27 protein-coding genes are annotated in these 26,852 nt (G+C 70.1%); 19 read left to right on the top strand and 8 right to left on the bottom strand.

What is annotated here, in order from left to right:
* Window positions 1-29: 29 nt before the first annotated feature.
* Genes BJ992_RS08880 through BJ992_RS08890 form a run of 3 tightly spaced genes read left to right on the top strand, consistent with a single transcriptional unit; the run spans window position 30 to window position 1,379 of the window.
* Window positions 30-452, top strand: a complete 423-nt coding sequence (locus BJ992_RS08880; RefSeq protein WP_184979434.1) for a roadblock/LC7 domain-containing protein — start codon at window positions 30-32, stop codon at window positions 450-452.
* Window positions 452-811, top strand: coding sequence for a DUF742 domain-containing protein (locus BJ992_RS08885; protein WP_184979435.1), 360 nt, complete (start codon window positions 452-454; stop codon window positions 809-811). Before BJ992_RS08880 ends, BJ992_RS08885 begins: the two co-directional genes overlap by 1 nt.
* Complete coding sequence (locus tag BJ992_RS08890; RefSeq protein ID WP_425503649.1) at window positions 792-1,379, top strand: GTP-binding protein; 588 nt, start codon at window positions 792-794, stop codon at window positions 1,377-1,379. Before BJ992_RS08885 ends, BJ992_RS08890 begins: the two co-directional genes overlap by 20 nt.
* Before the next feature lie 21 nt (window positions 1,380-1,400).
* On the opposite strand, the gene BJ992_RS08895 is transcribed toward BJ992_RS08890, so the two are convergent.
* Both BJ992_RS08895 and BJ992_RS08900 read right to left on the bottom strand, forming a co-directional pair.
* Complete coding sequence (locus BJ992_RS08895; protein ID WP_184979436.1) at window positions 1,401-2,360, bottom strand: SIS domain-containing protein; 960 nt, start codon at window positions 2,358-2,360, stop codon at window positions 1,401-1,403.
* A gap of 78 nt (window positions 2,361-2,438) precedes the next feature.
* Entirely contained in the window at window positions 2,439-3,551 is a 1,113-nt protein-coding gene (locus BJ992_RS08900; RefSeq protein ID WP_184979437.1) for an aminoglycoside phosphotransferase, read from the bottom strand.
* Between the two features lie 154 nt (window positions 3,552-3,705).
* On the opposite strand from BJ992_RS08900, the gene BJ992_RS08905 reads away from it, so the two are divergent.
* Genes BJ992_RS08905 through BJ992_RS08920 form a run of 4 tightly spaced genes read left to right on the top strand, consistent with a single transcriptional unit; the run spans window position 3,706 to window position 7,624 of the window.
* Window positions 3,706-4,845: an extracellular solute-binding protein gene (locus tag BJ992_RS08905; RefSeq protein ID WP_184979438.1), complete on the top strand. Its 1,140-nt coding sequence runs from the start codon at window positions 3,706-3,708 to the stop codon at window positions 4,843-4,845.
* A 10-nt stretch (window positions 4,846-4,855) separates the two neighbouring features.
* On the top strand, window positions 4,856-5,788 hold the full coding sequence (locus BJ992_RS08910; RefSeq protein WP_246496564.1) for an ABC transporter permease: 933 nt from the start codon (window positions 4,856-4,858) through the stop codon (window positions 5,786-5,788).
* Window positions 5,781-6,554 carry an ABC transporter permease subunit gene (locus BJ992_RS08915; protein ID WP_184979439.1) on the top strand — a complete coding sequence of 258 codons (774 nt, stop codon included), beginning with the start codon at window positions 5,781-5,783 and terminating at the stop codon, window positions 6,552-6,554. Before BJ992_RS08910 ends, BJ992_RS08915 begins: the two co-directional genes overlap by 8 nt.
* On the top strand, window positions 6,551-7,624 hold the full coding sequence (locus tag BJ992_RS08920) for an ABC transporter ATP-binding protein (protein WP_184979440.1): 1,074 nt from the start codon (window positions 6,551-6,553) through the stop codon (window positions 7,622-7,624). The genes BJ992_RS08915 and BJ992_RS08920 overlap by 4 nt, the downstream gene beginning before the upstream one ends.
* Before the next feature lie 2 nt (window positions 7,625-7,626).
* On the opposite strand, the gene BJ992_RS08925 is transcribed toward BJ992_RS08920, so the two are convergent.
* The gene (locus tag BJ992_RS08925) at window positions 7,627-8,235 is read right to left on the bottom strand and encodes a TetR/AcrR family transcriptional regulator (RefSeq protein ID WP_184979441.1); all 609 of its coding nucleotides are present in this window, start codon (window positions 8,233-8,235) and stop codon (window positions 7,627-7,629) included.
* A 132-nt stretch (window positions 8,236-8,367) separates the two neighbouring features.
* Here BJ992_RS08925 and BJ992_RS08930 point away from each other — a divergent pair, with 132 nt between their 5' ends.
* From BJ992_RS08930 to BJ992_RS08950, 5 genes are all read left to right on the top strand, one after another.
* Window positions 8,368-9,642, top strand: a complete 1,275-nt coding sequence (locus BJ992_RS08930; RefSeq protein WP_184979442.1) for a glycosyltransferase — start codon at window positions 8,368-8,370, stop codon at window positions 9,640-9,642.
* Between the two features lie 495 nt (window positions 9,643-10,137).
* Window positions 10,138-13,293, top strand: coding sequence for a nitrate- and nitrite sensing domain-containing protein (locus BJ992_RS08935; RefSeq protein WP_184979443.1), 3,156 nt, complete (start codon window positions 10,138-10,140; stop codon window positions 13,291-13,293).
* Window positions 13,290-13,712: a roadblock/LC7 domain-containing protein gene (locus BJ992_RS08940; RefSeq protein WP_184979444.1), complete on the top strand. Its 423-nt coding sequence runs from the start codon at window positions 13,290-13,292 to the stop codon at window positions 13,710-13,712. Before BJ992_RS08935 ends, BJ992_RS08940 begins: the two co-directional genes overlap by 4 nt.
* A 23-nt stretch (window positions 13,713-13,735) precedes the next feature.
* The gene (locus tag BJ992_RS08945) at window positions 13,736-14,203 is read left to right on the top strand and encodes a DUF742 domain-containing protein (protein ID WP_184979445.1); all 468 of its coding nucleotides are present in this window, start codon (window positions 13,736-13,738) and stop codon (window positions 14,201-14,203) included.
* The gene (locus BJ992_RS08950; RefSeq protein ID WP_184979446.1) at window positions 14,184-14,780 is read left to right on the top strand and encodes an ATP/GTP-binding protein; all 597 of its coding nucleotides are present in this window, start codon (window positions 14,184-14,186) and stop codon (window positions 14,778-14,780) included. Before BJ992_RS08945 ends, BJ992_RS08950 begins: the two co-directional genes overlap by 20 nt.
* A gap of 43 nt (window positions 14,781-14,823) precedes the next feature.
* On the opposite strand, the gene BJ992_RS08955 is transcribed toward BJ992_RS08950, so the two are convergent.
* The 5 genes from BJ992_RS08955 to BJ992_RS08975 form a co-directional block, all read right to left on the bottom strand.
* Window positions 14,824-15,828, bottom strand: a complete 1,005-nt coding sequence (locus BJ992_RS08955) for a methyltransferase (protein WP_184979447.1) — start codon at window positions 15,826-15,828, stop codon at window positions 14,824-14,826.
* 61 nt (window positions 15,829-15,889) lie between these two features.
* On the bottom strand, window positions 15,890-16,660 hold the full coding sequence (locus BJ992_RS08960; protein WP_184979448.1) for an ATP-binding cassette domain-containing protein: 771 nt from the start codon (window positions 16,658-16,660) through the stop codon (window positions 15,890-15,892).
* 44 nt (window positions 16,661-16,704) lie between these two features.
* Window positions 16,705-17,556 (bottom strand): ABC transporter permease, encoded by an 852-nt coding sequence (locus tag BJ992_RS08965; RefSeq protein ID WP_184979449.1) that lies wholly within the window; start codon window positions 17,554-17,556, stop codon window positions 16,705-16,707.
* On the bottom strand, window positions 17,553-18,326 hold the full coding sequence (locus BJ992_RS08970; protein ID WP_184979450.1) for an ABC transporter permease: 774 nt from the start codon (window positions 18,324-18,326) through the stop codon (window positions 17,553-17,555). Before BJ992_RS08970 ends, BJ992_RS08965 begins: the two co-directional genes overlap by 4 nt.
* Window positions 18,323-19,318: an ABC transporter substrate-binding protein gene (locus tag BJ992_RS08975; RefSeq protein ID WP_184979451.1), complete on the bottom strand. Its 996-nt coding sequence runs from the start codon at window positions 19,316-19,318 to the stop codon at window positions 18,323-18,325. Before BJ992_RS08975 ends, BJ992_RS08970 begins: the two co-directional genes overlap by 4 nt.
* Window positions 19,319-19,842: 524 nt before the next feature.
* Between BJ992_RS08975 and BJ992_RS08980 the strand changes: the two genes are divergently transcribed.
* The 7 genes from BJ992_RS08980 to BJ992_RS09010 all read left to right on the top strand — a co-directional run bounded on the left by BJ992_RS08980 (window position 19,843) and on the right by BJ992_RS09010 (window position 26,741).
* Entirely contained in the window at window positions 19,843-22,779 is a 2,937-nt protein-coding gene (locus tag BJ992_RS08980) for a sensor histidine kinase (protein ID WP_184979452.1), read from the top strand.
* Window positions 22,776-23,198 (top strand): roadblock/LC7 domain-containing protein, encoded by a 423-nt coding sequence (locus tag BJ992_RS08985; protein WP_184979453.1) that lies wholly within the window; start codon window positions 22,776-22,778, stop codon window positions 23,196-23,198. The genes BJ992_RS08980 and BJ992_RS08985 overlap by 4 nt, the downstream gene beginning before the upstream one ends.
* Window positions 23,199-23,203: 5 nt before the next feature.
* Window positions 23,204-23,590 (top strand): DUF742 domain-containing protein, encoded by a 387-nt coding sequence (locus BJ992_RS08990; RefSeq protein WP_184979454.1) that lies wholly within the window; start codon window positions 23,204-23,206, stop codon window positions 23,588-23,590.
* Window positions 23,591-23,603: 13 nt separating this feature from the next.
* The gene (locus BJ992_RS08995; protein ID WP_184987773.1) at window positions 23,604-24,164 is read left to right on the top strand and encodes a GTP-binding protein; all 561 of its coding nucleotides are present in this window, start codon (window positions 23,604-23,606) and stop codon (window positions 24,162-24,164) included.
* A gap of 114 nt (window positions 24,165-24,278) precedes the next feature.
* Window positions 24,279-25,832 carry a signal recognition particle protein gene (gene ffh / locus BJ992_RS09000; protein ID WP_184979455.1) on the top strand — a complete coding sequence of 518 codons (1,554 nt, stop codon included), beginning with the start codon at window positions 24,279-24,281 and terminating at the stop codon, window positions 25,830-25,832.
* Between the two features lie 194 nt (window positions 25,833-26,026).
* Window positions 26,027-26,497: a 30S ribosomal protein S16 gene (gene rpsP / locus BJ992_RS09005; RefSeq protein ID WP_184979456.1), complete on the top strand. Its 471-nt coding sequence runs from the start codon at window positions 26,027-26,029 to the stop codon at window positions 26,495-26,497.
* A gap of 1 nt (window position 26,498) precedes the next feature.
* Window positions 26,499-26,741 (top strand): RNA-binding protein, encoded by a 243-nt coding sequence (locus BJ992_RS09010; protein WP_184979457.1) that lies wholly within the window; start codon window positions 26,499-26,501, stop codon window positions 26,739-26,741.
* Window positions 26,742-26,852: the final 111 nt, after the last annotated feature.

Raw genomic sequence — 26,852 nt, forward strand, 5'->3', positions numbered from 1 at the left:
TACGCAATGAACGCGATGAGGAGGGGCTCATGATCGACCTGAGTCACGAGGCACGCAGGTTCGACTGGCTGATCACGGAGTTCGTCGGCGGGACGCCTGGCGTGGCGCACGCCGTCGTCGTCTCGGCCGACGGACTGCGCCTCGCGAACTCCGAGGGATTCCCGCCGGACCGGGCCGACCAGCTCGCCGCGGTCGCCGCGGGCCTGCTGAGCCTCACGGTGGGTGCGTCCCGCGTCTTCGACGGCGGCGGGGTCACGCAGACGGTGGTCGAGATGCAGCGCGGCATCATGCTGGTGATGGCCATCAGCGACGGGTCGTGTCTCGCGGTCCTGGCGTCGCCTGACTGCGACATGGGCCTGGTGGCCTACCAGATGACGATGCTCGTCGAGCGGGTCGGGCAGGTTCTCACCCCCGCCTTGCGCGCCGAGTTGCAGACCTCCAGGATCCGGTGATGCTGGGGGGTGACGGGACCGAGGACGAGCCGCTCTTCCGTCCCTACGCCGTCACCGGGGGCCGTGCCGAGCCTGATTACCATCTCGCGATGGAGACACTTGTCTCATCGGCCCCGATAATGAGCGATGATTTGTCCTTGCTCACCCCGGAGCAAGAGGCGATCATCGTGCTCTGCCACTCCGTCCATTCGGTCGCGGAGATCTCCGCACTGCTGCGGGTTCCGCTCGGAGTGGCCCGCGTGCTGGTCGCCGACCTGGCCGACGAAGGTCTGGTACGTCTGCACCTGCCCCGGCTCGACCAAGGACAGCCTGACCTCAACCTGCTCGAAAGGGTTCTCAGTGGACTTCGCAGGCTCTAGCCGCGGCCCGGCGCTGACGTCGACCAAGATCGTCGTCGCCGGTGGCTTCGGCGTCGGCAAGACCACGTTCGTCGGCGCGGTGTCGGAGATCCTTCCCCTCACCACCGAGGCGGTCATGACCGACGCGAGCGCCGGCATCGACGACCTCGGTCTCACCCCCCACAAGACGACGACCACCGTGGCCATGGACTTCGGCCGGTTGTCGCTGGACCAGGATCTCATCCTGTACTTGTTCGGCACCCCGGGCCAGCACCGGTTCTGGTTCATGTGGGACGACCTGGTGCGCGGCGCGATCGGCGCGGTGGTGCTGGTGGACACGCGGCGGCTGGCCGACTGCTTCCCCGCCATCGACTACTTCGAGGAGGCGGGCCTGCCGTTCGTCGTGGCCGTCAACGGCTGGGACGGCCACTTCCCGCACGTCGAGATGGAGGTGCGCGAGGCGCTCACGCTCGCGCCGCACATCCCGATCGTGCGCACCGACGCGCGTGCCAGGGACGCCGTGAAGTCGACGCTGATCGCGCTGGTGGAGTACGTGCTGACCCTCCGCGCGGCGTACGGCCGCGCCTGACCGTCCGGCAGGCCGCCAGGGTCAGGACCCCTGCGCCGTCCACCAGTGGGCCGCGACCAGCTCGGTCACCAGGGTCTCGGTGAGCAGCGCGACACCGGGGTCGTCGTCGCCGCGGTACCTGATCGCGTGGGCTCCCGGCACGTCGGCGCCGACCGCCAGCACGGTGGAGCCGCGCAGCCGCAGCCACTCCATGGCCTGCTCGTCGTAGCGCGAGCCGGGGAACAGCACGGCACGGTAGTCGAGCGTCTTGGCCAGGTACACGTCCACGTGTGACCAGTCGCCGGTCTCGCACGCCGTGGCCGGCCGGCGGGGGCCCTCACGCACCATCAGCGCCGACTGCTCGGCCGACGACAGGCGCTCCACCGGCGCGAGGGTGTACACGCCGTGCGGGCCGTCGAGCAGGCGGAGCGCCTCAGGCAGCCACTCCGCGCGCCGGTCCAGCAGGTCGGCCGTGGCCAGCGCCGTCCGCCGCAGCAGGCCCGGTACGTCGGCCTTCACTCCGGTGAGCCGGCTCTCCAGGGCCAGCAGCAGCGCGAGCGTGTGCTGGAAGGTGCGGCAGGCGACCCCGCCGCGTTCCTCTCCCGCGGCCATGTCCACCACCAGCCCCGCGTGCCGCGTGACCGGTGAGCCCGGCGTGTTGGTCAGCGCGAGCACCTGGGACGCGCCGGTGTGCCTGGCCAGCGCGTCCAGCGTCTCGCGGCTGCCGCCGGTGGCCGAGATCGCCACCACGAGGGTGTCGCGGCCCGGCGGGTACCCGGCCGTGGCGGAGGCGTACTCGGCCACCGCGTCCAGACCGGCGGACCGCAGCCGCAGCGCCGCGACCCGTGCCGCGTACCGTGAGCTTCCCATGCCGAGGAACACCACGCGCCGCACGCCGTCCCCGAGCTCGCCGAACGGGTCACCCGTCTCCAGCGAGGCGGCCAGCGCATCGAGCGCGGCGGGTTTGGCCTCCAGATCGGCCAGGTACAGGTCGGGCTTCACACGGTCTCCTCGGCGGCGGTCGCCACGAACTTACGCGCCTGCCGGTGGCGCCGGGTCACCGGGGGGTACGCCACGCCGTCACGACGGGAAGCGCGCGCGCAGCACCCCCATGGGTGCGTAGCGCCAGCGCGGCAGGTGCCGGGTGGCGTAGATCAGCTCACGGCACTCCTGCTCGATCTCGAACGGCGCGAGCAGGGACTCCTCGAGCAGCCACGGCTTGCCTCCCTCGGCCAGCCGCGTCCGGTACGCCGACAGCAGCGTGTCCCTGGCGGACGCGGCCCACGCCACCGCCTCGCCGGGGTCGGCGCCTCTGCGCCTGATCGCCACCTCGGCCACGTGTTCCAGGCTCGTGCGCAGTTGCGCGACGTCGCGGGCCGCGGGCTGGTAGGGGTCCTCACCGCGCACGGTGGGGTTGCCGTCGAAGTCGATGATCGCGTACCCGTCCCGCCAGCGCAGGGTCTGTCCCACGTGCAGGTCGCCGTGCACGCGGATGCGCGGCGTGTCCCCGGCCCGGCCGAGCGGCTCGACCAGTTCGCGCAGCCGTCCCGCGATCGCGGCCAGCCACTCGCCGTCCTCGCCTCGGGTGAGCTCCAGCGCCTCTGACAGCGCGTGCGTCGCGCGGCGGACCCACCCGTCGCCGGGGTCGCCGTGACGTACCGGCTCGGGGATCGCGGGGGAGGGGGTCGCGAGCGCCAGGTGCAGGTCCGCGGCGAGCCGGCCGAGGTCGGCGGCGCAGGCCGTGCGGCCGGCGACGGCCTCGGTCACGCACCAGTCCCAGCCGTCCGCGGCGTCCGGCAGGTACGCGGTCACCAGCGCCACCAGCGTCCCCGGGTCGCCGTCCCGCGTGGTCAGCGCGGCGTACGGCCGTGCGATCTCGGTGAAGCCGACGGCGGCGAGGTGCGCGAAGAACTCCGGCGCGGGCTGGGGGAGCGGCGGCGGAGGGGTGAACCACTTGACGACCACCTGTTCGTCCACGATCACCGAGCGGTTCGTCTGGTCGACCTCGATCGCGCGCTCGGCCGCACCGGGCCTGATCGCCGGTAGCGGCTGGAACTGAATCACGCTGTAGCCACCCGGTGGCGCGGTACCGAGCGACAGCGCCGCGACCAGGCCACTACTGCGTCCGTCACCCGCAGACGGAGGCACCGGCGTGCCGGACGACCCGGCGTCGGCTGTTGAACTCAGATTCAACGCGACTCCCAAACTACGAGCTAACAATGTCCCGAAAAGTCTTGCTCATGTTGATATGGGCTGCAACACTTCCTGCCCTGGTCTGCCGTGCGAAGGTCAGGCACTGCGGTCAACATCGAACCTCAGCAGCTTAAGAACCTAAGGAGTAGCGGTCGTGTCCCGAATCCGGTACACCCGTCGTCTTCCGGCCGCCGCCGTCGCCGCCGGTCTCGCGCTCGCCCTCACGGCGTGCGGTGGTGGCGAATCCCCCACGAGCGCGGACGGCGGAGCCCCCACCGCTGCCGCCGAGCAGCTCAACCCCAACGCGGACCTGTCCAAGCAGGGGCTGACGATCACCATCTGGGACGGCTACAGCCCCAAGGACCTGCCCCAGCAGGTCAAGGCCAAGCTCGGCTTCGACGTGAAGGTGTCGATCCACGACACCAACGAGACGGCCATGGCCAAGCTGACCGCGAGCGCCGACAGCGGCATCGACGTCGCGTTCGTCTCCGGCCAGTACGCGCAGGCGCTCAACGAGCAGGGCCTGCTCGAGCCGCTGCACCCCGAGCTCATCCCGAACCTGGCGAACCTCTACCCCGAGGCCTCCCAGATGTCGTTCGACAAGGGCAACAGGTTCTCCGTCCCCTACACCTGGGGGACCACCGGCATCTGCTACCGCACCGACCTGGTGAAGGCGCCGCCGACGAGCTGGAACGACATCCTCAACCCGCCGGCCGACCTCAAGGGCAAGGTCACCATGATGACCACCGAGCGCTGGCTCGCGCTGCCGGCGCTCAAGTCGCTCGGGTACTCCATCAACACCTCCGACGACAAGCAGCTCGCGCAGGCCAAGGACGTGCTGCTGAAGGCCAAGCAGTCGCTGCTCGCCTACGACGACACGACGTTCGGCTCGCGCCTGGAGAAGGGCGAGGCCGCGATGGTGGAGGCGTGGGACGGCTGGTGCCCGACCACCAACCCGAAGATCAAGTTCGCGGTGCCGAAGGAAGGCAGCGACCTCTGGTCCGACACCATGGTGATCATGAAGTCGTCCAAGAACAAGGAGGCGGCGCACGCCTTCATCAACTTCATCCTGGACCCGGCCGTGCACAGCTGGGTGGCCGAGAACATCCTGTACAAGGTGCCGAACAAGGCCGCCATGGACCTGCTCGCCGCCAACAACAAAAAGCTCATCGAGGACAACCAGCCGCTGCAGATGACCCCGGCCGACCTGCTCAAGGGCGAGTCGATCGTGGACCTCGGTGAGGCGTCCACCAAGTACACCCGGTTGTCCACCGAAGTGTCCGCCGGCCAGTGACGGTCCCGCGTTGACCATCGAACGACAAGCCGCGCGGCCCGGCGCGGCGGCCGGCCCCCCTCAGGGACGGCCGCCGCGCCTGGCGCGCGCACTGAGCCTCGCCGCCGCGCGCCTGATCTTCCTCGGGCCCGGCCTCACCTACCTGATCGTGCTGCTGGTCGTGCCGCTCGCTCTCATGCTGAGCTACACGATCTTCCGCAGGGGCCGGTTCGGCGGCGTGGTGTACGAGACGACCGGGGAGAACTTCACCCGCCTGGTCGATCCGCTCTACTTCGACATCGTCCTGAACTCCATCAAGATCGCCGTCCTGACGACGCTGATCGCGCTGCTCATCGGGTACCCGACGGCGTACGTCATCGCCAGGCTGCCGCGCAAGTGGAAGACCATCGCGCTGATCGCGATCGTGCTGCCGTTCTGGACCAACTTCCTGATCCGCGTGTACGCCTGGGTCATCCTGCTCAGCGGTCCGGGCCTGGTGAACAAGGTGCTCACCGGCTTCGGCCTGATCGACGAGCCGCTGAAGCTGCTCTACAACGAGGGGGCCGTCGTCACCGGCCTGCTGTACTCCTACCTGCCGCTGATGATCCTCCCGCTGTACGCCGCGATCGAGCGCCTGGACCCGAGCCTGCTCGAGGCGTCGGCCAACCTCGGCGCGCGGCCGTCCCGCACGTTCTGGTCGGTCACGCTGCCGCTCACCGCACCCGGAGCGCTCACCGGATGCGTGTTCGTCTTCGTGCCGTGCCTCGGCAACTTCGTCATCCCCGAACTCCTCGGCGGCGGCCGGTCCATCATGGTCGGCAACCTGATCAGGGACCAGTTCCTCAAGGCGCGCGACTGGCCGTTCGGCTCCACGCTCCAGCTCGCGGTGATCGCCGCGCTGATCGTGCTGCTCTTCCTGCAGGCATGGGCCTCACGGGTGTACGGAGGCGACCGGCGTGCGTAGACCCCGCCTGATCCTTGTCCCGTTCTGGCTGACGTACGTCTTCCTGTACGCGCCGATCCTCGTGCTCGTCGTGATGTCGTTCAACTCCGGCAAGTCGCCGTACGTCTACGAGGGATTCAGCCTGAAGTGGTTCGGCGAGCTCGCCGGGAACGCCACCGTGCGCCAGGGCCTGGTCAACACGCTGATCGTGGCCGTCGGCGCGACCGTGCTGTCCACGGTGCTCGGCACGCTCCTCGCGGTCGGCATGGCGCGCTACACCAGGTCACGGCTGCTCGACGCGTTCGGCCTGCTGCCGGCCGTCATGCCGGACCTGGCGCTCGCCATCGGACTGCTGATCTTCTACTCGGCGATCCGGATGACGCTCGGCCTGCACTCGATCGTCCTGGCGCACGCGGTGTTCGGCATGGCGTTCGTCGCGGCCGTGGTGCGCACGCGGCTCGCGCACGCCGACACCTCCCTGGAGGAGGCGTCACGCGACCTCGGCGCGACACCGCTGACGACGTTCCTGCGCATCACGCTGCCGACGCTGGCCCCCGGCATCGCGGCGGGTGCGCTGCTCGCGTTCACGTTGTCCATCGACGAGTTCGTGCTGGCGTTCTTCACCGCCGCGCCGACCGAGCCGACCCTGCCGATCGTCATCTACTCGATGGTGCGCTTCGGCGTCACCCCACAGATCAACGCGCTGGCGACGTTGCTGCTCGCGGTGAGTTTCACCGTGGTCATCGCCGCGCAGCGCATGACCCGACTGACGGAGTCGCTTCGATGACCGCTGTTTCACGGGCCGAGCAGGCCCGCGCCGCGTCAGAGGCGCTGGTGGGGATCACCGGGGTCTCGCGGAGGTTCGGGGACGTCGTCGCCCTCGACGGTGTCACCCTGGACATCAGGCAGGGAGAGTTCTTCGCGCTGCTCGGCCCGAGCGGCTGCGGCAAGACGACACTCCTGCGCATCCTCGCCGGCTTCGAGTCACCCGACGAGGGCACCGTCACCCTGGACGGCGCCGACCTGCTGTCCCGGCCGGCGCACCGCCGTCCGGTCAACCTGATGTTCCAGTCGTACGCGCTGTTCCCCCACATGACCGTGGCGAAGAACGTCGCCTACGGCCTGGAACGCGAAGGGCTGCCGCGCGCCGAGGTGCGCACCCGCGTCGCAGAGGTGCTGGACACCGTGGGCCTCACCCCGCAGGCGGGACGCCGGCCGCACCAGCTGTCCGGCGGCCAGCGCCAGCGGGTCGCGCTGGCCCGTGCCATCGTGAAACGGCCCCGGCTGCTGCTGCTGGACGAGCCGCTGTCCGCGCTGGACAAGAAGGTGCGGGCCGAGATGCAGCTGGAGCTCAAGCGGCTGCAGCACGAGGTCGGCATCACCTTCGTCGTGGTGACCCACGACCAGGAGGAGGCGATGTCGCTGGCCGACCGCATCGCGGTGATGGACGAGGGCCGCGTGGAGCAGGTCGACGCACCCGTGCGGCTGTACGAGCGGCCCGCGACGCCGTTCGTCGCCGGCTTCATCGGGGACAACAACCTGTTCGAGGGCACCGCCGCCGGTGACGGCCTGGTGGTGCCGGGACTTGGCACGCTCCCGGCCACGGGAGGGTTCGCCGCCGGCGCGCCGGCGCTGCTCGGCGTGCGTCCGGAATCGGTGCGCCTGACCTCAGGCGGGGTGCTGCGCGGCGTCGTGGCCGACGTGAGTTTCTTCGGCGGCGTGTCGCACATCGCCGTACGGGTGCCGGGACACGACCGGCCGGTGCTGGTCGCCGCGCAGGGACCCGCCAAGGTGCAGGCCGGCGCCGAGGTCGGGCTCGACTGGCGGGCCGCCGACGCGGTGCTGATCGCGCGGTGAGCTCAGTCGCAGTCCAGCGCGTTGCCGGTGGCGACCCGCGCGTAGCCGAGGATGTTCTCCGCCGCCTCCCGCGGCCCGATCACCGGGTGCCTGGCCGTGATGCGGTAGCCGTAGGCGTCCTCCAGCGCGACCAGGTTGCGCGCGATCATCAGCGATTCACCGCTGAGCCGGAACACCTGGAGCGCCGCGCCGGTGTCGAGGATCGACTGGTACAGCGCGACCTGCCGGTCGTACAGCGTGGTGAGCAGCACGGCGTACACGCGGTTGCGCGCGGCGGCGCCACCGAGCTCGTTGAGCAGCCGCACACCCGGGTCGTCGGGACCGGACGGCAGGCCCGAGCGCACCGTCACCACGAGCTTGCGCGCCGGCTCGCTGACCCCCGCCACGCGTTTGACCCGCAGCTCGTAGAACCGCTCCATGCCGGCGTGGTGCGCCTCGACCAGCAGCTCACCGAGGTCGGGGTAGTGGTAGAGCACCGCGCCGGACGTCAGCCCGGCCTCCTCGGCCACGTGGTTGAGGTGCACCCCCTGGGTGCCGTACCGCAGGATGGCACGCCGCGCGGCCTCGATGAGGTCCACGCGCCGATCGGCCCGGCTCTTGCGCGCGCTCATGCGTCCCTCCCCGTTCACCCCGATGTTGAAGACGGAGTCTAAAGTGCTCTGTCTCTTCCTAGCTAGCGATACCTGCGTTCCCGAGTACCCAGCCCATGTTTTTTGAACCCACCTTCAACTAATGGAGGACCGATGGCCACCATTCTGTTCATGCCGGAAAGCGCCTACGGGCCGACGAACAACTGCATCGGCGTCGCCGACATCCTTCGGCAGCGTGGTCACCGCGTGGTCTTCGCCGCGGAGGCGTCGTGGAAGGGCAAGCTCACCGCGCTCGGCTTCGAGGAGGATCTGGTCGACCTGGCCCCGCCGGCCGAGGAGGAGCAGGACGCGGGACAGTTCTGGAAGGACTTCATCCGCGACACCGCACCCGAGTACCGCAAGTCCACGCTGGAGCAGCTGGAGACCGTCACCAAGCCGATCTGGGACGCGCTCATCGACGGCACCAAGTACTGCGAGCCGCAGCTCAAGGCCATCATCGAGCGGGTACGACCGGACGTGATCGTCGAGGACAACGTGATCGCGTTCCCGGCCCTGGTCACCGCGGGAAAGCCGTTCGTGCGCATCGTCTCGTGCAACCCGCTGGAGGTGAAGGGGGACGGCGTGGCGCCGGTGTTCTCCGGCCTGCCGGCGGACGACCCCTCGCAGTGGGACGCGTTCCGCGCCGAGTACGACCGCACGCACCGTGAGATCTGGGAGGCGTTCAACGCCTGGGTGGTGGAGCAGGGGGCTCCCGCGCTGCCGGACCTGGAGTTCATCCACGAGGGGGACCTGAACCTCTACGTGTACCCGGAGATCCTCGACTACACCGACGCGCGGCCCCTCGGGCCGTCCTGGCACCGGCTGGACTCCTCGGTCCGCGAGACCGACGACAATTTCCTGATGCCCGAATCCCTGGCCGGCGGCGAGGGTTCGCTGGTCTACTTCTCGCTCGGCTCGCTCGGCTCGGCCGACGTCGAGCTGATGCAGCGGGTCATCGACCTGCTCGGCACCACGCCGCACCGCTACATCGTCTCCAAGGGTCCGCTGCACGAGGAGATCAAGCTGGCGGACAACATGTGGGGCGCCGAGATCGTGCCGCAGACCAAGATCCTTCCGCTGGTCGACCTGGTCATCACGCACGGCGGCAACAACACCACCACCGAGGCGCTGCACTTCGGCAAGCCGATGATCCTGCTGCCGCTGTTCTGGGACCAGTACGACAACGCGCAGCGTGTGCACGAGCTGGGCTACGGCGTGCGGCTGTCGACGTACAGCTTCGCCGACGAGGAGCTCACCGGCGCGGTGGAGCGCCTGCTCGGCGACGCGGACCTGCGCGCGCGGCTCGCCGCGGCCGGTGAGGAGATCCGCAGGCGGGACGGCCTGCGCAAGGCCGCCGACCTGATCGAAGGCGCCGCGGCCCCGGCCTGAGCCCGTGATCCGCCTCTGTGGTCACATCTGTCGCGTTCTGCCACCTTCGTGATTGTCTCCCGGCGCCGGTCCGGAACCGGCGCCGGAGCGAGGACGACTGGGCCATGATGGGCGATGTCAGTCGATCCGCCGCCGGGTCAGGAACACGTGTCGTCCCGGTCCCCCGTGCTCTCCGCTCGCATAGTTACGGAAGCGAGAAGGGGGATTTATCCGCTTAGATGGGTGTTTGGTGACATTTGTCAATCAATGTGCTGTTGGCCGATCTGGTACGGGTGTGTTGCAATTACCCTCGCCTGATGGATGTCTCGGACGTCTCATGCGCCCCGCGCGTGACGTACCCCCCTACACGCCAGGCCCGGTGAGAGGTTGCGAAATCCAGTGAGCACACAGGACCCTCGGGGCAATCCGGGTCGTAGTGGCCGCGTGGAGCGGTCCGCGTCCCCCTTGCCACGCACGCAGAAGGGCGGAAGCTGGCTCAGGCTGCGCAACTGGCGTGTGCGATCACGACTGATCGCCCTCATCATCATCCCCACCATCGTCGGCGTGATCCTCGGCGCCGTGCAGCTCACCAACGCCGTCGGCACGTCCGGCGAGTACAGCCGTCTCACCGAGGTCGCCGCCCTCGTCGAACGCATCGACGTCCTCATCCATGAAGTGGACAAGGAACGCGACCTCACCGCGTGGTACATCGCGGAGGGCCGCCGCCAGGCCCGCTTCAAGAAGGTGCGCGAACAGCAGGACGCCGTCGACCAGGCCCGCGAACCGGTGCTCTCCATGGTCTCCGACCTGGACTCCTCGCACACCGCGCGTGTCCGCGCCGAAGCCGACGAGATCCGCCGCTGGCTGGAAGGCCTGCCGGGTCTGCGTGAACGTATCGCCGAGCCGTCGGTGCCCCCCCGAGCGGCGCTGCGCATGTACTCCGCCGTGATCGGCGTCCTGCAGAGCATGCAGGGCGAGCTCGGCACCTCCGGCTTCGACCAGCGCCTGCTCGGCGACAGCATCGCGCTCAACGCGCTCAGCCAGGCCAAGGAAGAGGTCGCGCGCCAGCGCGGCCTCATGACCGTCGCCCTGACCTCCCGCGCCTCCGGCGGCACCGGGTTCGACTACGACGACTTCGTCGACTTCCCCGGTTCGTTCAGCCGCCAGGAGAGCCAGACCACGAGGTTCTTCGCCGAGGCCTCCCCGGCCGACGTGGACTTCTACAACGACACCGTGCGCGGCCAGCAGGTCGACCGGGCCGACTCGATGCGCGCGCTCGCGCTGGCGCAGCTGCGGCAGTTCAAGGAGATCCAGGACCTCGACCCGCTGCGCCGCGACGACACCTCGGTCTGGTACGCCGCCACCTCCGCGGTGGTCGACCGCATGCGCCAGGTCGAGGAACGGCTCGCCGGATCGGTCGTCCAGCAGAGCCAGGCCCTTCGTGACGAGGCGCAGCGGCAGGCCCTCATCTCCGGTGGCCTCATCCTCGTACTGCTGCTGCTGGTCCTCATCATCACCGCCGTCGTCGCGAGCTCGCTGACCCGGCCGCTGCGCCGCCTGCGCGCCGAGGCACTGGAGATCGCCGGCGTGCGGCTGCCGGAGACGGTGCAGCGTCTGCGCGAGTCCTCCGACAGCAACCCGTCGGCCGAGGTCATTCCCATCGGCGTGTCCTCCAGGGACGAGATGGGTGAGGTCGCGCGGGCCTTCGACGAGGTCCACCGCGAGGCGATCCGCCTGGCCGGTGACGAGGCCCGCCTGCGCAGCAACGTCAACGCGATGTTCGTCAACCTCTCCCGGCGCAGCCAGACGCTGGTGGAACGGCAGCTCAGCCTCATCGACGGACTGGAGCAGGGCGAACAGGACGAGAACCGTCTGTCCAACCTGTTCAAGCTGGACCACCTGGCCACCCGCATGCGCCGCAACAGCGAGAACCTGCTGGTCCTCGCGGGGCAGGAGCCCGCGCGGCGCTGGAGCCAGCCCGTCCCGCTGGTCGACATCGTGCGTGCCTCGCTGTCGGAGGTCGAGGGGTACGAGCGGGTGGACCTGCGCGTCCAGTCCGGCACCTCCGTCGTCGGCCAGGCCGTGAACGACGTCGTGCACCTGGTGGCCGAGCTGGTGGAGAACGCCATCTCCTTCTCGCCGCGCGAGACCAAGGTCCTGGTGTCGAGCAACCGCATCGACGGCGGCGGCGTCATGATCTCGGTGAGCGACAGCGGGATCGGCATGACGGCCGACGAACTGGCCGAGGCCAACTGGCGGCTCGCCAACCCGCCGGTGGTGGACGTGTCGGTGTCCCGGCGCATGGGCCTGTTCGTGGTCGGCCGCCTCGCGCTGCGCCACAACATCCGCGTCCAGTTGCGCCAGCAGGACGCCGGCGGGCTCAACGCCATGGTGCTGCTGCCGGACGCTCTGCTGTCGGCGACCGGCGCGCCGCAGTTCGCCGGCATGCCGGCCGAGGCGATGGGCCCGGCGACCGGCGGGCAGTACGGAGCGCCGCAGGCGCCGTCGTTCGGCGCTCCCGGCGGCGGCTTCGAACCGGCGCGCGGCGGCGCTCGTCCGGCGGCCTTCGGCGCCGACGACCACGCCGTGCCGGCCCCGGCCGGCGGCCAGGGCACGTTCCCCGGGTCGTTCGAGCGCGACAATCCCTTCGAGCGGTTCGAGCGCGACCCGTTCGAGCGGCCCGCCGCGGCCCGGTCGCCTTTCGAACGGTCAGGCGCGCCACGCGACATGTTCGAGAGCCCCGCCGTCGCGCAGCCGCCGGGAGGCAATCCGTTCGAGCGCGCCGACGGCCAGGACCCGTTCGACAAGTACTTCAACCCCAACCCGCCGCTCGACACCCCGTGGCCGGCGGACGTGCCACCGCCGGGCAGCGGCGCCGGCGCCGGCTGGCCGGGTCTCGCCGACCAGGAGACCGCGTCGTGGCCCGCCGTACCCGGCGGTCCGCAGGGACCGTCGTCGTACGGCGGCGCGCAGGGCCCCTCGTCGTTCGGCGGCCCGCAAGGACCGTCGTCGTTCGGCGGCCCGCAGGGACCGTCGTCGTTCGGCGGTCCGCCGACCGGCGGCTCGATGTTCGGCCCGCCGACCGGCGGCTCGGCCACAGGACCGCTGGCGGCCGGTCCGCTCGGCCGGTCCAGCCGCTTCGGCGGCGTACCCGACCTGGACCACACCGGTCCCCTCCCCGCCGTGAGCAGTTCCGCGCTCGACGGCGGCGAGGAGGAATACCTGCCGATCTTCGCCGCGGTCGAGTCGGACTGGTTCCGCCGCAGCGACCTCCCCGCGCAGCCGCAGAGCGAAGAGGTCGTCGTGCGCGAGGAGCAGCCGGTGCCGTCCGCCGGCAGGCACGACGACGAGGAGCCGGCGCGGGCCTGGTCGTCCCCAGGTGACGCCGGCTGGCAGGCCGCGCAGGCGGTCAAGGAGCCGTCACTCGGCGGCGTCACCTCCTCAGGCCTCCCGAAGCGCGTCCCGAAGGCCAACCTCGTGCCGGGGTCGGCCGAGCCGACCCCTTCGGTGTTCAGCCCGCCACCCTCGCTGTCACCCGACCGGGTGCGCAGCCGGCTGTCGAGCTTCCAAGAGGGTGTGCGCAAGGGCCGGGCCGTGGCCCGGGGCGAACATCTCGACGAGGACTCTTCTTCACCCATGAGAAACAGTGAACGGAACAAGGAGGACTCGTGAGGGAGCTGAGCCAGGCTGCTCGCGGAGTCAACTGGTTGATCACCGACTTCGTGAACAACGTGCCGGGGGTGGCCCACACCGTGGTCGTCTCCTCGGACGGGTTGCCGCTGGCGTTCTCCGAGGGCTTTCCAAAGGATCGGGCCGATCAACTGGCGGCGGTCGCCGCGGGCCTGATCAGCCTGACTCAAGGCGCCTCCCGGGTGTTCGAGGGGGGTGCGGTCACGCAGACCGTGGTGGAGATGCAGCGTGGGTTGTTGCTGATCATGTCGATCAGTGACGGTTCGTGCCTGGCCGTGCTGGCGGCCCCGGACTGTGACATGGGTCTGGTGGCCTACCAGATGACTTTGCTTGTCGAGCGTGCCGGTCAGGTCTTGACCCCGGCGGTGCGTGCAGAACTCCAGGCGTCTCAACCTCGGTGAGACGCCGGTGAGAGGAGAAGGCTGTGGCACCCCGCGGCTGGACGGATGACGGTGACCCGCTGAGCGGGCCGCCGTCCTACCCGTCGATCAACGACGCGCGCCGGTACCCCGGCGACGCGCCGGCACCACCGGGGCCGGGCCCCGGGCCGGTGGAGCAGAGCTCCCTGGTACGTCCCTACGCCATGACGGGTGGCCGCACCGCTCCACGGACCGCGCTCGCCCTTGAGGCCCTGGTCTCCTCCTTGTTGTCGACCCATCAAGACATCTCGACGCTCACCCCGGAGAAGCAGGCGATCAGCCAGCTCTGCCGCCAGGTGCGGTCGGTCGCCGAGATCGCCGCGCTGCTCCGCGTGCCCCTCGGGGTGGCCCGTGTCGTCATCGCCGACATGGCCGCCGAGGGCCTGGTCCAGGTCCACCAGCCGCAACTGGACACGGGTAAGCCTGATCTCAACTTGCTCGAAAGGGTTCTCAGTGGACTTCGCAGGCTCTAACCGGGCCCCGGCACTGACCTCGACGAAGATCGTCGTCGCCGGGGGCTTCGGCGTCGGCAAGACGACCTTCGTCGGCGCCGTGTCGGAGATCGTCCCCCTCACCACAGAAGCCGTCATGACCGACGCCAGCGCCGGCATCGACGACCTGGGACTCACCCCCCACAAGACCACGACCACCGTCGCCATGGACTTCGGCCGCGTGTCACTGGACCAGGACCTCATCCTGTACCTGTTCGGCACCCCCGGCCAGCACCGCTTCTGGTTCATGTGGGACGACCTCGTACGCGGCGCCATCGGCGCGGTGGTGCTGGTGGACACGCGGCGGCTGGCCGACTGCTTCCCCGCCATCGACTACTTCGAGGAGGCGCAGCTGCCGTTCGTGGTCGGCGTCAACGGCTGGGACGGGCACTACGCGCACGCCGACGAGGAGGTCCGTGAGGCGCTGACCCTCGCGCCGCACATCCCGCTGGTCCGCACCGACGCGCGTTCGCGCGACTCGGTGAAGTCCACGCTGATCGCGCTGGTGGAACACGCGCTGACGATGCGGGTGGCGGTCCCCGGCTGGGGAGGCCGCTGAGCCTCCGGCCGCGGACCGCCACCCCGGCGGTCCCGCGCCGACGCTAGACGGGCCTGGCCTCGACGACGCTCGCGTTGAACGGGATCGGGATCACACGGGTCAGCTCCAGGCCCGCCTTCTCCAGGAGCACGGTGTACTCCGACCTGCTGCGCTCGCGTCCCTGACCGAAGATGCTGAGCATGCGGATGTCGAGGTCCTTGCCGAAGTGCGGTTCGTCGTCGTCCGGCAGCACCATCTCCACGAGCAGCACCCGGCCGTGCTGCGGCACGGCGACCCGCACCGTGCCGAGGACGCGCAGCGCGTCGTTGTCGTCCCAGTTGTGCACGACGCTGCCGAGCAGGTAGGCGTCGGCGCCGGCCGGGACCGAGGCGAAGAAGTCGCCTGCCACGAACTCGCACCGGTCGGCGAGCCCCCACGACTCGAACGCCGCCTGCGCGGCCGGCAGCACCTGTGCCAGCTCGAACAGCGTGGCGCGCATCTCAGGGTTGGCCCGAAGGATCGCCGCGGTGAGGTGACCCCGGCCGCCGCCGACGTCCACCAGCGTGCGGACCTCGGCGAAGTCGTACTGTTCCGCGACACCCGCGGCCATCGGCACGGCGCGCACGGTCATGTACTCGTTGAACAGCGCGAGCAGCTCGGGGTCGCCGGCCATGTAGTCGTACAGGACCCCCTTGGTCTCGACCCAGTGGGAGCGGCCCGTGCGCACGGTGCTCGTCAGCCCCGCCAGCGCGATCGCCAGCGTGGGGTCGGTGTTGAACAGCACACTGGTGCGCAGTGAGGACGGCAGGTCCGAGCGCAGCAGCGCGCCGGTGCCGGTGAGCGCGTACCGGTCCTCGCCGACCGTCTCCACCAGCCCCACCGACGCCATCGCGCGCATCAGCCGGCCGAGCGACGGCGCGTGGGCCTCGCAGCGGGTGGCCAGCTCCGTCACGGTCAGCGGGCCGTCCGCCAGGTGGTCGGCGACCCGCAGTTCCGCCATGGTCCGCATCGCCGAGGCCCGCCAGCTGCTGCGCAGCGTGTCCCAGATGGGGCTCGCCGGATCGGTCATGTCTTCCTCCAGTCGTACAGGTGGTACACGCGGGACCGCGGGGGTGCGCGCACCCGCCGCCTCAGTCCCGCCGGTCTCTGGCGCGCACCAGCCGTCCCACTTCGGCGCGCAGGTGCACGAACGCCGGCAGTTCCCTGGTGGCGATCTGGTCGCGCGGGAACGGCAGGCTCACCGGCAGCTCACCGGCGACCCGGGCCGGCGAGCCGGTCAGCACCACCACGCGGTCGCCGAGGTAGACGCTCTCGTCGATGTCGTGCGTGATGAGCAGGACGGTCATCCGGTGGTGCTCGCGCACCTTGAGCACCAGGTCCTCCAGGTCCTCCCTGGTCTGCGCGTCCACCGAGCCGAACGGCTCGTCCATCAGGAGCAGCGACGGCCGGTAGGCGAGCGCGCGCGCGATGGCGACCCGCTGCTGCATGCCGCCGGACAGTTCCCAGGGGTACTTGGCCGCCGCACCGGCGAGCCCGACCTCCTCCAGGGCCTCCGCCGCCGCGGACCGCCGCGCGCCGCGGTCCATGCCGCGCCGGCGCAGCGGCAGCGCCACGTTGTCGCCGACGGTCAGCCACGGGAACAGCGACCGGCTGTAGTCCTGGAAGACCACGGCGAGGTCACCCATGCGGTCCGACACCGCGGCGTCCCTGATGCGGATGTGGCCCTCGGTGGGCCGGATGAGTCCCGCGATGGACCGCAGCAGGGTGGACTTGCCGCAGCCGGAGGGGCCGACCACGCAGACCAGTTCGCCTTCGGCGACCTTCAGGTCGATCCCGTCGAGGGCCCGGTGGGCTGCCGGGCCGTGGCCGTAGGTGTGAGCGAGGTTGACGACATCGAGCACGGTGTTTTCCTCGGGTCGCTGTGAACTGCCCGGCGCGCCGACCGCTAGGTCGTCTGCCGGGCCCGCCGGTGCCAGGAGAGGATGCGCTTCTCGGCGAGCAGGAAGGACGCGTTCAGGGTGTAGCCGAGAATGCCGAGCACCACGATGGAGCCCCACATCGCAGCCATGTCGAACGTCTGCTGGGTGAACATGAGCTGGTAGCCGATGCCGTCGGTCGCGCCGACCAGCTCGGACACGACCATCAGCACCACGGCGAGCGACAGGCTCAGGCGCAGCCCCGCGAAGATCTTCGGCGCGGCCGACGGCAGCACGACGCGCACCAACCGGCGCGCGCCGCGCACCCCGAAGACCCGCGCGGTGTCGGTGTGCACGCGGTCGACGTACCGCGCGCCGTCGATGGTGTTGATGAGGATGGGCCAGATCACGCCGTACACGATGGTGGCCACCTGCATCTGCGTGCTGGTCTTGAACAGCACGATGAACAGGGGGATCAGCGCGGCCGGCGGCACGGCCCTGCAGAACTCGATGACAGGGTCGACGTAGTCGGCCAGCACGCGGGAACGGCCGACCGCGACGCCGATCGCGACCCCCGCCACGCACGCCATGAGCCAGCCGCCGAACAGGCGGCCGAGGCTCGGCCCGAACGTGTCCAGCGCCTCGTCGGTGAGGAACAGCCGGGAGGCGGGGCCGGTGAGCCACAGCTCGTACATGCGCGTGGCGATCTGCGACGGCGGCGGGAAGTACACCGACTCGGCGACCCTGGCCGCGGCCTCCCACACGGCGACGGCGACCGGTACCAGCCACACCTGAGCGGCCAGCGCGGTGAGGGCCCCGCGCGTGCGGCGGGGACGGGACGGCGCCGGGGGAGCGGGGGGCGCGGTGGTGGTGACGCTCATGACTCTCCCACCGCCGCGACCGCGTGCCAGCGGAACGCGCGGCGTTGCAGGCGCACCAGCAAAATGTTCGCCACGAGGCCGAGCGCACCGGTCCACAGGATGCACGCGAGGATGAGGTCGGTGCGCAGGCCGGACGCCGCGCGGAGCATGTAGACGCCGATGCCGCTGACCCCGCCGGCCAGCAGCTCGGTGCTCACGGTGACGACGAACGCCACCGACGACGCCAGCCGCACCCCCGTCATCACGAACGGCGCGGCACTCGGCAGCGACACCCTGCGCAGCACGTCGAGCCGGCCGAAGCCGAAGCTGCGCAGTGTGTCCTTGGCCACCGGGTCCACGTCCTTCAGTCCGTACATGGTGTTGATCAGCAGGGGCCAGGCCGAGGCGTAGACCACCGCGATGATCTTGACGACCTCGGTGGACGGCACCAGCAGGGTCACCAGCGGGATCAGCGCGATGGAGGGGATCGGCCGCAAGAACTCCACCAGCGGACGGGACGCGAGCTCGGCCCGCCGCAGGTTGCCGAGCACGAGGCCGAGGGGGACGGCGCCGAGCACGGCGACGAGCAGGCCTATGGCCCAGACCCGCAGCGTCGAGAGCAGGTCCGGGGGGAACTCCGGGTCGGCCGGCAGGCGCACCGCCTCCACCAGGACCGCCGACATGCGCGGAAGCAGCGCGGGGTCGACGAGCCCGGAGGCGCCTGCGGCCTCCGCCGCGATCAGCAGGCCCGCGACGCCGATGGCGCCGCGGGCCACGCGCCGGCCGATCATTGAGGCTGCGGCACCAGGAGCGGGGTGACGTCGAGCTTCTCGGTGAGGTAGCCGTACTCGAGCATCAGGTCGGCGACTCGCTGGATGCGGTTCGCGCTCAGCGTCGTCGGGAACGCGCCGAGGGTGATGACCGCGGCGTCCTGCGGGGAGATCTTGGTGTACTTCGGCAGGATCGACTCGACCTCTTTACGGTCGGAGGCGGCGAGCTGCTGACCCTTGGCGTAGGCCCGCTGGAAGGCGGCGACGGTGTTGGGGTTGGCCTCGGCCCACTTCTTGGTGACCGTCCACCCGGCCATCGGGAAGTCGGCCATCGCGCCGGTCATCGTGTCGGCGATCTTGCGCGCGCCGGCGTTCTTCTGCACGCCGGTCAGGAACGGCTCGGTGAGCCACGCCGCGTCGACCTTGCCGGTCGCCAGCGCGGCCGGCATGTCGGGGAAGGCGTACTGCTGGAACTTGACGTCCTTCAGCCGGTCGAGGCCGACCGTGCGCAACGTCGAGCCGGCGGCCATCTCGCCGATGCTGTTCACCGCGGGCACGGCGATGTTGGCACCCTTGAGGTCCTTCGGCGTCTCGATCTTGGAGTCCTTGGGGACGACCAGGGCGAAGGTGTCGGGCTTGGCCTGGTAGGCGTCCGCGACGAAGCGGAAGTCCCCACCCTTCTTGGACTGGATGTTGATGATCGCGAAGTAGTTGCCGAGGATCATGTCCAGGCTGCCGCCGAGCAGGTTCGGCACGGCGATGGCGCTGCTCTGCAGCTGCGTGACGTTGACCGTCAGCCCTTCTTCCTTGAAGAAGCCCTTCGCGATGGCGATGTGCATTCCCGCCGAGTCGGGAATCGGCAGGGCACCGACGGTGATCGTGGTCTTCTCCAGCGCCTTCCCCTCGGCTGATGGCGCCGCCGACGGGGTCGAACCCCCGCCGCAGGCCGTGAGTCCGAGACTCACGACGGTGCCGATGCCGATGAGGAAGGTACGACCCCTGAATCGTCTCATTCGGTGTCCTTATTTGGGATATGTGGGGGGTTTGTGACTTTGGGTGCCATTTGGGGACGCTGACTTGGCGAGCGTGAAGCCTAGCGTGCACGATTCCGGGCTTACACCGCCAAGCCGCATTTGTCATGAAACTCGTAAGAAAGTCCAGTTTGGTGTGCTATGTGAAGTTAGGCGGCCTATGGGACCTTGGAACGCGGTAAATGCGGATCTGGTGATATATCAGACCGACCGTGTGCTTGTGATGTCGGTGAACTCGTGTGCCTGGTCATTGACTGAAGCGTAGGCGACGGAATAAAGATTTGGAACGTTCTAAACCGCCATACTGCTTGGTTGAACTCCTGGCTATATGCTCCAATTGCCCCCTGACTTGCCATGTGTCACACCATTCACATGGTTTCCCCCCAACGCAGACCAGCCGCGAGAGGTTGCGACCAGTGAGGACAGCAACAATCGAGAGCGGTCGCCGCGACACGCCGGGCGCAACCCCGCCTTCCTCCGACCCGGGTGAGCAGGCCGCTCCTCCGATGCAGTCGTCCAGAAGGTCGGTGGCCCTGCGCAACTGGCGGGTGCGAACCCGTCTCATCGCGCTCATCCTGGTGCCGACACTGGTGGCCGTCCTCCTCGGCGGTCTCCGCGTGTACGGCTCGATCCAGAGCGCCTCGGAGTACGAGCGCCTCCGCACGGTCGCCGAATTCGGCATCAACCTGGCCGACCTGGTACACGAGATCGACCTGGAACGCGACCTGTCGGTGCGGTTCGTCGCCAACGGCCGCCGCGGGAACCAGGCACGCCTGCTCATCCGGGACCAGCAGAACGCCGTGGACGCCGCCGCGCAGATCGTCGCGGACCGGCGCGAGGTCGTGGAACCCAGTCTCGGCAGCATCGGCCGGCAGGCGTACCGGCGTGTGCTCGGCCGGATGGCCCAGCTCCGCACCCTGCGCGAGACCATCGGAGAGTCCCAGCTTCCGCCGCTGCCTTCGATGCAGAAGTACAACGAGGTCAACGACGACATCCTCGCGCTGTTCGACGAAGTGGGCCGAGGCGGTGGCGACGAGGCGCTGAGCTCGCGGGCCGCGGCGCTCACCTCACTGGTCCGGGCCGCCGAGCAGGCGTCCCGCCAGCGCGGCCTGATGTCCATCGCTCTGACCTTCCACGCGTTCGACCCGACGTTGCTGGAGGCGTTCAACGCGGCCCGCGCGCAGCAGGCCAGCGAACTGAGCGCCTTCCTGTTCCGGGCCGGCGCCACCGAACGTCAACGCTACTCCGACACCGTCACGAGCCCGCTGATCGACCGCGCCGCCGGTGTGGTGGACCGCGTGCTGTCACTCGCACGCGAAGGCGCGGAGCTGCGAAACCTCAGCGGTGGCGCCGAGAGCGACGTCGACTACTGGTTCAAGGCCGCGAGCGACGGGCTGGACCGCATGCAGGTCGTGCAGCGGGCCCTCGGCCGCACCATCGTCGACCAGGCCTCGGAGTTCGCGCGGTCCGACCAGAGCCAGGCCGCGATCGACATCGCCGTGCTCGCCGTGCTGCTCATCATGGTCCTCGTCATCACCACCGTCGTGGCGCGCTCACTGGTGAGCCCGCTGCGGCGGCTGCGCCGCGAGGCGCTGGAGATCGCCGGCCGCCGCCTGCCCGAGCTGGTGCAGAAGCTGCGCGAGTCCGAGGCGTCGGAGGGGCCGCCTGACGTGCGGCCGATCGGCGTGATGTCCAACGACGAGGTCGGCGAGGTCGCGCGCGCGTTCGACGAGGTGCACCGCGAGGCGATCCGCCTCGCGAGCGACGAGGCGCAGCTGCGCAGCAACGTCAGCGCCATGTTCGTCAACCTGTCGCGGCGCACGCAGACCCTGGTGGAACGGCAGATCAGCCTGATCGACGGTCTCGAACAGGGCGAGCAGGACGACGGCAGGCTCGGCGACCTGTTCCGCCTGGACCACCTGGCGACCCGCATGCGCCGCAACAGTGAGAACCTGCTGGTCCTCGCCGGCCAGGAGCCCGCGCGGCGGTGGAGCCAGCCGGTGCCGCTGCTGGACATCGCGCGCGCGTCGCTGTCGGAGGTCGAGAACTACGAGCGGGTCGCGATGAACGTCCCGACCGGGGTGTCCATCGCCGGCCAGGCGGTCAACGACGTCATCCACCTCCTGGCGGAGCTGGTGGAGAACGCCATCTCGTTCTCGCCGCGCGAGACCAGGGTCACCATGACGGCCAACCGCATCGACGGCGGCGGCGTGATGATCTCCATCACCGACGCCGGCATCGGGATGACCGACGAGGAACTGGCCCAGACCAACTGGCGCCTCGCGCACCCGCCGGTGGTGGACGTGTCGGTGTCCCGGCGCATGGGCCTGTTCGTGGTCGGCCGCCTCGCGCTGCGCAACGGCATTCGCGTGCAGCTGCGGCGGCACGACGGCGGCGGGCTCACCGCGATGGTGCTGCTGCCGGAGACGCTGATGGGCACACCCACCCACGCGCCTGGCGGTCCCGCCACCGCCGGAGCGCCTGCCTGGGCCTCGTCCGGGCAGCCGGCCGGCCTGTTCACGCCGGCGGCCGCGACCGCCGGGTCCTCGTCGTTCGGCCCCATGACCGGTCCCTACGGCCCGGCCACCGGCGGCACCAACGGCGCCGGAGGCCTCGGGCCGATGGGCCCCACCACCGGAGGCGGCTACGGGTACGGCGGGTACGGCGATCCGTCCACCGGCCCCGGCGGCCACGGCGGCTACGGGGATCCGTCCACCGGTCAGGGCAACCACGGCGGCTACGGCGGCCCGCCGTCCGGGCCGGGCATGTTCGGCGGTCCTGCCACCGGCGCGTTCGGCGGCCCGTCCACCGGCGGGTACGCCGGCCCGTCCACCGGGCCCGCCACCGGCGCGTTCGGCGGCCCGGCAACCGGCCCCTCCATGGGTTCTCCTCCAGGGCCGGGACGCTTCGGTCCACCTACGGGCCCGCCGACGAGCGAGATGCCACCGGTGCGGATGCGCCCCCGCCGTTACGAGACCTCCGAGCAGGACGCCGCCACCGGCCCGCTTCCCGTCGTGCGCAGCGCGCCAATGGAACAGGAGGAGTACTTGCCGATCTTCGCCGCCGTCGAGTCGGCCTGGTTCCGGCGTGCCGAGCCGAACGCACCGGAGGCCCCGGTGGCCGGCTGGCAGGAGGCCGCGGCGGACCGCGGCTGGCAGGCCGCGGCCGTCGTACAGGAGCCGGTGCGGGACGGCACCACATCCGCCGGTCTGCCGAAGCGGGTACCGAAGGCCAACCTGGTCCCCGGCTCGGCGAACACCGCCGAGCAGGGCCCGTCGTCGCCGGCGCCGGCAATGCCGCCGCTGTCCCCCGAGCGGGCACGCAACCGCCTGTCCAGCTTTCAGCAAGGCATCCGGCAGGGCCGCGCGGTCGCCCGGGGCGAGCTGAGCGAGGACGAGGTGCCGTACAAAACTGAGCTGCGTCGCATGGAGGAAGAGCAGTGAGGGAGCTGAGCCAGGCCGCTCGCGGTATCAACTGGTTGATCACCGATTTCGTCCGCGGCGTTCCGGGAGTGGCGCACACGGTGGTCGTCTCGTCCGACGGACTGCCACTGGCCTACTCGGAGGGCTTTCCGAAGGACAGGGCCGATCAGCTGGCGGCGGTCGCCGCGGGCCTGATCAGCCTGACCCAGGGAGCCTCCCGGGTGTTCGAGGGGGGTGCGGTCACGCAGACCGTGGTGGAGATGCAGCGTGGGTTGTTGCTGATCATGTCGATCAGTGACGGCTCGTGCCTGGCCGTGCTGGCGGCCCCGGACTGTGACATGGGTCTGGTGGCCTACCAGATGACGCTGATGGTCGAGCGCGCCGGTCAAGTGCTGACCCCGGCCGTGCGCGCCGAGCTTCAGGCGTCGTCGCCGCGGTGACGTCCATGGGTGGCGGTCCCGGCTGGGAGGACGGCTTACGGCCTTACCAGCCGGAGCCGTCCTCACCGGTGCGTCCCTTCACCGTCACCGGTGGCCGGTCGGCGCCGCGGACGCATCTGGCCATGGAGACGCTGGTGCACTCCACAATTCCGGCTTACCACGACCTCTCCGGACTGATTCCTGAGTACCAGGCGATCTGCTCGCTCTGCCGCCAGGTGCGGTCGGTCGCCGAGATCTCCGCGTTGCTGCGCGTGCCGCTCGGCGTGGCCCGCGTCCTCATCTCGGACATGGCCGCCGAAGGACTCGTCCAGCTGCACCAGCCGCAACTGGACGCCGGAAAGCCGGACCTCAACTTGCTCGAAAGGGTTCTCAGTGGACTTCGCAGGCTCTAACCGGGCCCCGGCACTGACCTCGACGAAGATCGTCGTCGCCGGGGGCTTCGGCGTCGGCAAGACGACCTTCGTCGGCGCCGTGTCGGAGATCGTCCCCCTCACCACAGAAGCCGTCATGACCGACGCCAGCGCCGGCATCGACGACCTGGGACTCACCCCCCACAAGACCACGACCACCGTCGCCATGGACTTCGGCCGCGTGTCACTGGACCAGGACCTCATCCTGTACCTGTTCGGCACCCCCGGCCAGCACCGCTTCTGGTTCATGTGGGACGACCTCGTACGCGGCGCCATCGGCGCGATCGTGCTGGTCGACACCCGGCGCCTGGCCGACAGTTTTCCCGCCATCGACTACTTCGAGGAGGCGAAACTGCCGTTCGTCATCGGGCTCAACGGCTGGGACGGCCAGCACCCCTACCAGGAGGAGGAGGTGCGCGACGCGCTCACGCTCGGGCCGCACATCCCGATCGTGCGCACCGACGCACGGAAACGGGAAATGGTGAAGAGCACGCTGATCTCCCTGGTCGAGCACGCGCTCACCATGCGCGTCTCGGTGCCAGGCCGGCGCGGCTGACCCCTCAGCCGTTCGCGGGCACGCGTGACCGGCCCGGGAAGCGGCTAGGCTGGGAGGTCGAGTCGCACACCGCACGACCCCGGACGACCCGTAGCGCAGAGGCTGGCCAATCACGTGTTCGAGACGCTTTCCGACCGGCTGACATCGGTCTTCTCCTCCCTGAGGTCCAAGGGCAGGCTGTCCGACGCCGACATCGACGCGACCTGCCGAGAGATCCGCATCGCCCTTCTCGAGGCCGACGTCGCGCTCCCCGTGGTCCGCGACTTCGTGTCCCACGTCAAGGAGCGGGCCCGCGGCAGCGAGGTCTCCCAGGCGCTCAACCCCGCACAGCAGGTCGTCAAGATCGTCAACGACGAGCTGGTCGCCATCCTCGGCGGCGAGACGCGCCGGCTGCGGTTCGCCAAGAACCCGCCGACCGTCATCATGCTCGCTGGTCTCCAAGGCGCCGGCAAGACCACCCTCGCGGGCAAGCTCGCCCGCTGGCTGCGCGAGCAGGGCCACGCGCCGCTGCTGGTCGCCGCCGACCTGCAGCGGCCCAACGCCGTGCAGCAGCTCCAGGTGGTCGGCGAGCGCGCCGGCGTCGCCGTGCACGCTCCCGAGCCCGGCAACGGCACCGGTGACCCCGTCGCCGTGGCGCGCGGCTCGATCGACCACGCACGCCGCCTGCAGCACGACATCGTCATCATCGACACCGCCGGCCGCCTCGGCATCGACCAGGAGCTGATGAAGCAGGCCGCCGACATCCGCGACGCGGTCCGGCCCGACGAGGTCCTGTTCGTCGTCGACGCCATGATCGGCCAGGACGCCGTCACCACGGCCCAGGCTTTCATGGAAGGCGTCGGCTTCGACGGCGTGGTGCTCACCAAGCTCGACGGCGACGCGCGCGGCGGCGCGGCCCTGTCGGTGCGTCACATCACCGGCCGTCCCATCATGTTCGCCTCGACCGGTGAGAAGCTCGAGGACTTCGACGCCTTCCACCCCGACCGCATGGCGTCCCGCATCCTCGACATGGGTGACATCCTCACCCTGATCGAGCAGGCGCAGCGCACCTTCGACGAGCAAGAGGCCGCCAAGATGGCCGGCAAGCTCGTCTCGGGTGACAACTTCACGCTCGACGACTTCCTCGAGCAGATGCTGATGGTCCGCAAGATGGGGCCCATCAAGAACCTCCTCGGCATGATGCCGGGCATGGGGCAGATGCGCGACCAGCTCAACCAGGTCGACGAGCGCGACCTCGACCGTGTCGCCGCCATCATCCGCTCGATGACCCCGGCCGAGCGCGCCGAGCCGAAGATGATCAACGGCTCCCGGCGCGCGCGCATCGCGCGCGGCTCCGGCGTCACCGTCACCGAGGTCGCCAACCTCGTGGTCCGGTTCTTCGAGGCGCAGAAGATGATGCGCCAGATGGCCGGCGGCATGGGCATCCCCGGCATGCCCGGCGGACGCAACAAGGGCAAGGCGGCGCAGAAGAAGGCCAAGAAGGGCCGCCGGGTCAGCGGCGACCCGCGCAAGGCCGCGCTCGGCAAGACCGCGCCGTCCGGCGGGTCCGGCGACACCCCCCGCCTGCCTCCCGGCCTCGGCGGGCTCGGCGCGGGCCAACTGCCCCCCGGCCTGGAGCTTCCTCCTGGTTTCGACCCGTCCAAGCTCAAGCTTCCCGGGCAGAAGTAGGCACCACGGGAGAAGCGGGGCGTCGATTCGGCGTCACGCCTGTTGTCTGGCACAATGGCACGTTGGAACACCGTGACCGTGGATGCCCTCTCACCTCCGCGGGTCACGGCCTGTCCCTCGGGCGGTCTTCCCGCCGTGCCCCACTCGGCGCGTCGCCCGCTCACCCTTTTCAAAGCCCAGGAGAGACCACACCCGTGGCAGTCAAGATCAAGCTCAAGCGGCTCGGCATGATCCGCAACCCGCAGTACCGCATCGTGGTGGCGGACAGCCGCACCAAGCGTGACGGCCGTGCGATCGAGGAGATCGGCCTTTACCACCCGAAGGAAAACCCTTCGCTCATCCAGGTGAACTCCGAGCGCGCGCAGTACTGGCTGGGGGTCGGCGCGCAGCCGACCGAGCCGGTGCTGAAGCTGTTCAAGCTCACCGGCGACTGGCAGAAGTTCAAGGGCGAGGCCGCTCCGGCGCCGCTGCTGGTGGCCGAGCCCAAGTCGGACCGCCACGCCGCCTACGAGGCCGCCGCCAAGGAGTCGCTGTCCGCGGACGCCGGTGGCAACACCGCCACCACGCAGCGCAAGAGCCGTAAGGCCGCCCCGAAGGCCGACGACACCGCCGCGACCCCGGCCGAGCCGGCCGCCGCGGAGGAGAAGCCGGAAGGCGAGGCCTGAGGTGCTTGAGGAGGCCCTTGAGCACCTGGTCAAGGGCATCGTCGAACATCCCGACGACGTCCTCGTGCGCGGCCGCCGCATCCGCAGCGGCCGCGTCCTGGAAGTCCGGGTCCACCCTGAGGACCTCGGCAAGGTCATCGGGCGCGGCGGCCGCACGGCCAAGGCGCTTCGCACCGTCGTCAACGCACTCGCCGACGGCAAGTACGTCCGGGTCGACCTGCTCGACCTGAACGAAGCCCGGTAACGCGGCGACACACGCGAGACCCTCGCGACAGGGGACCCCCGGCAGCCGGGCGGTCCCCTGTCGTGGTTCCCGGCCACGTTCCCCGTGGCCACACTCTTTCGGGCCACAGTC

Origin of the sequence: Sphaerisporangium rubeum (assembly GCF_014207705.1) — a bacterium.
Classification (GTDB): domain Bacteria; phylum Actinomycetota; class Actinomycetes; order Streptosporangiales; family Streptosporangiaceae; genus Sphaerisporangium; species Sphaerisporangium rubeum.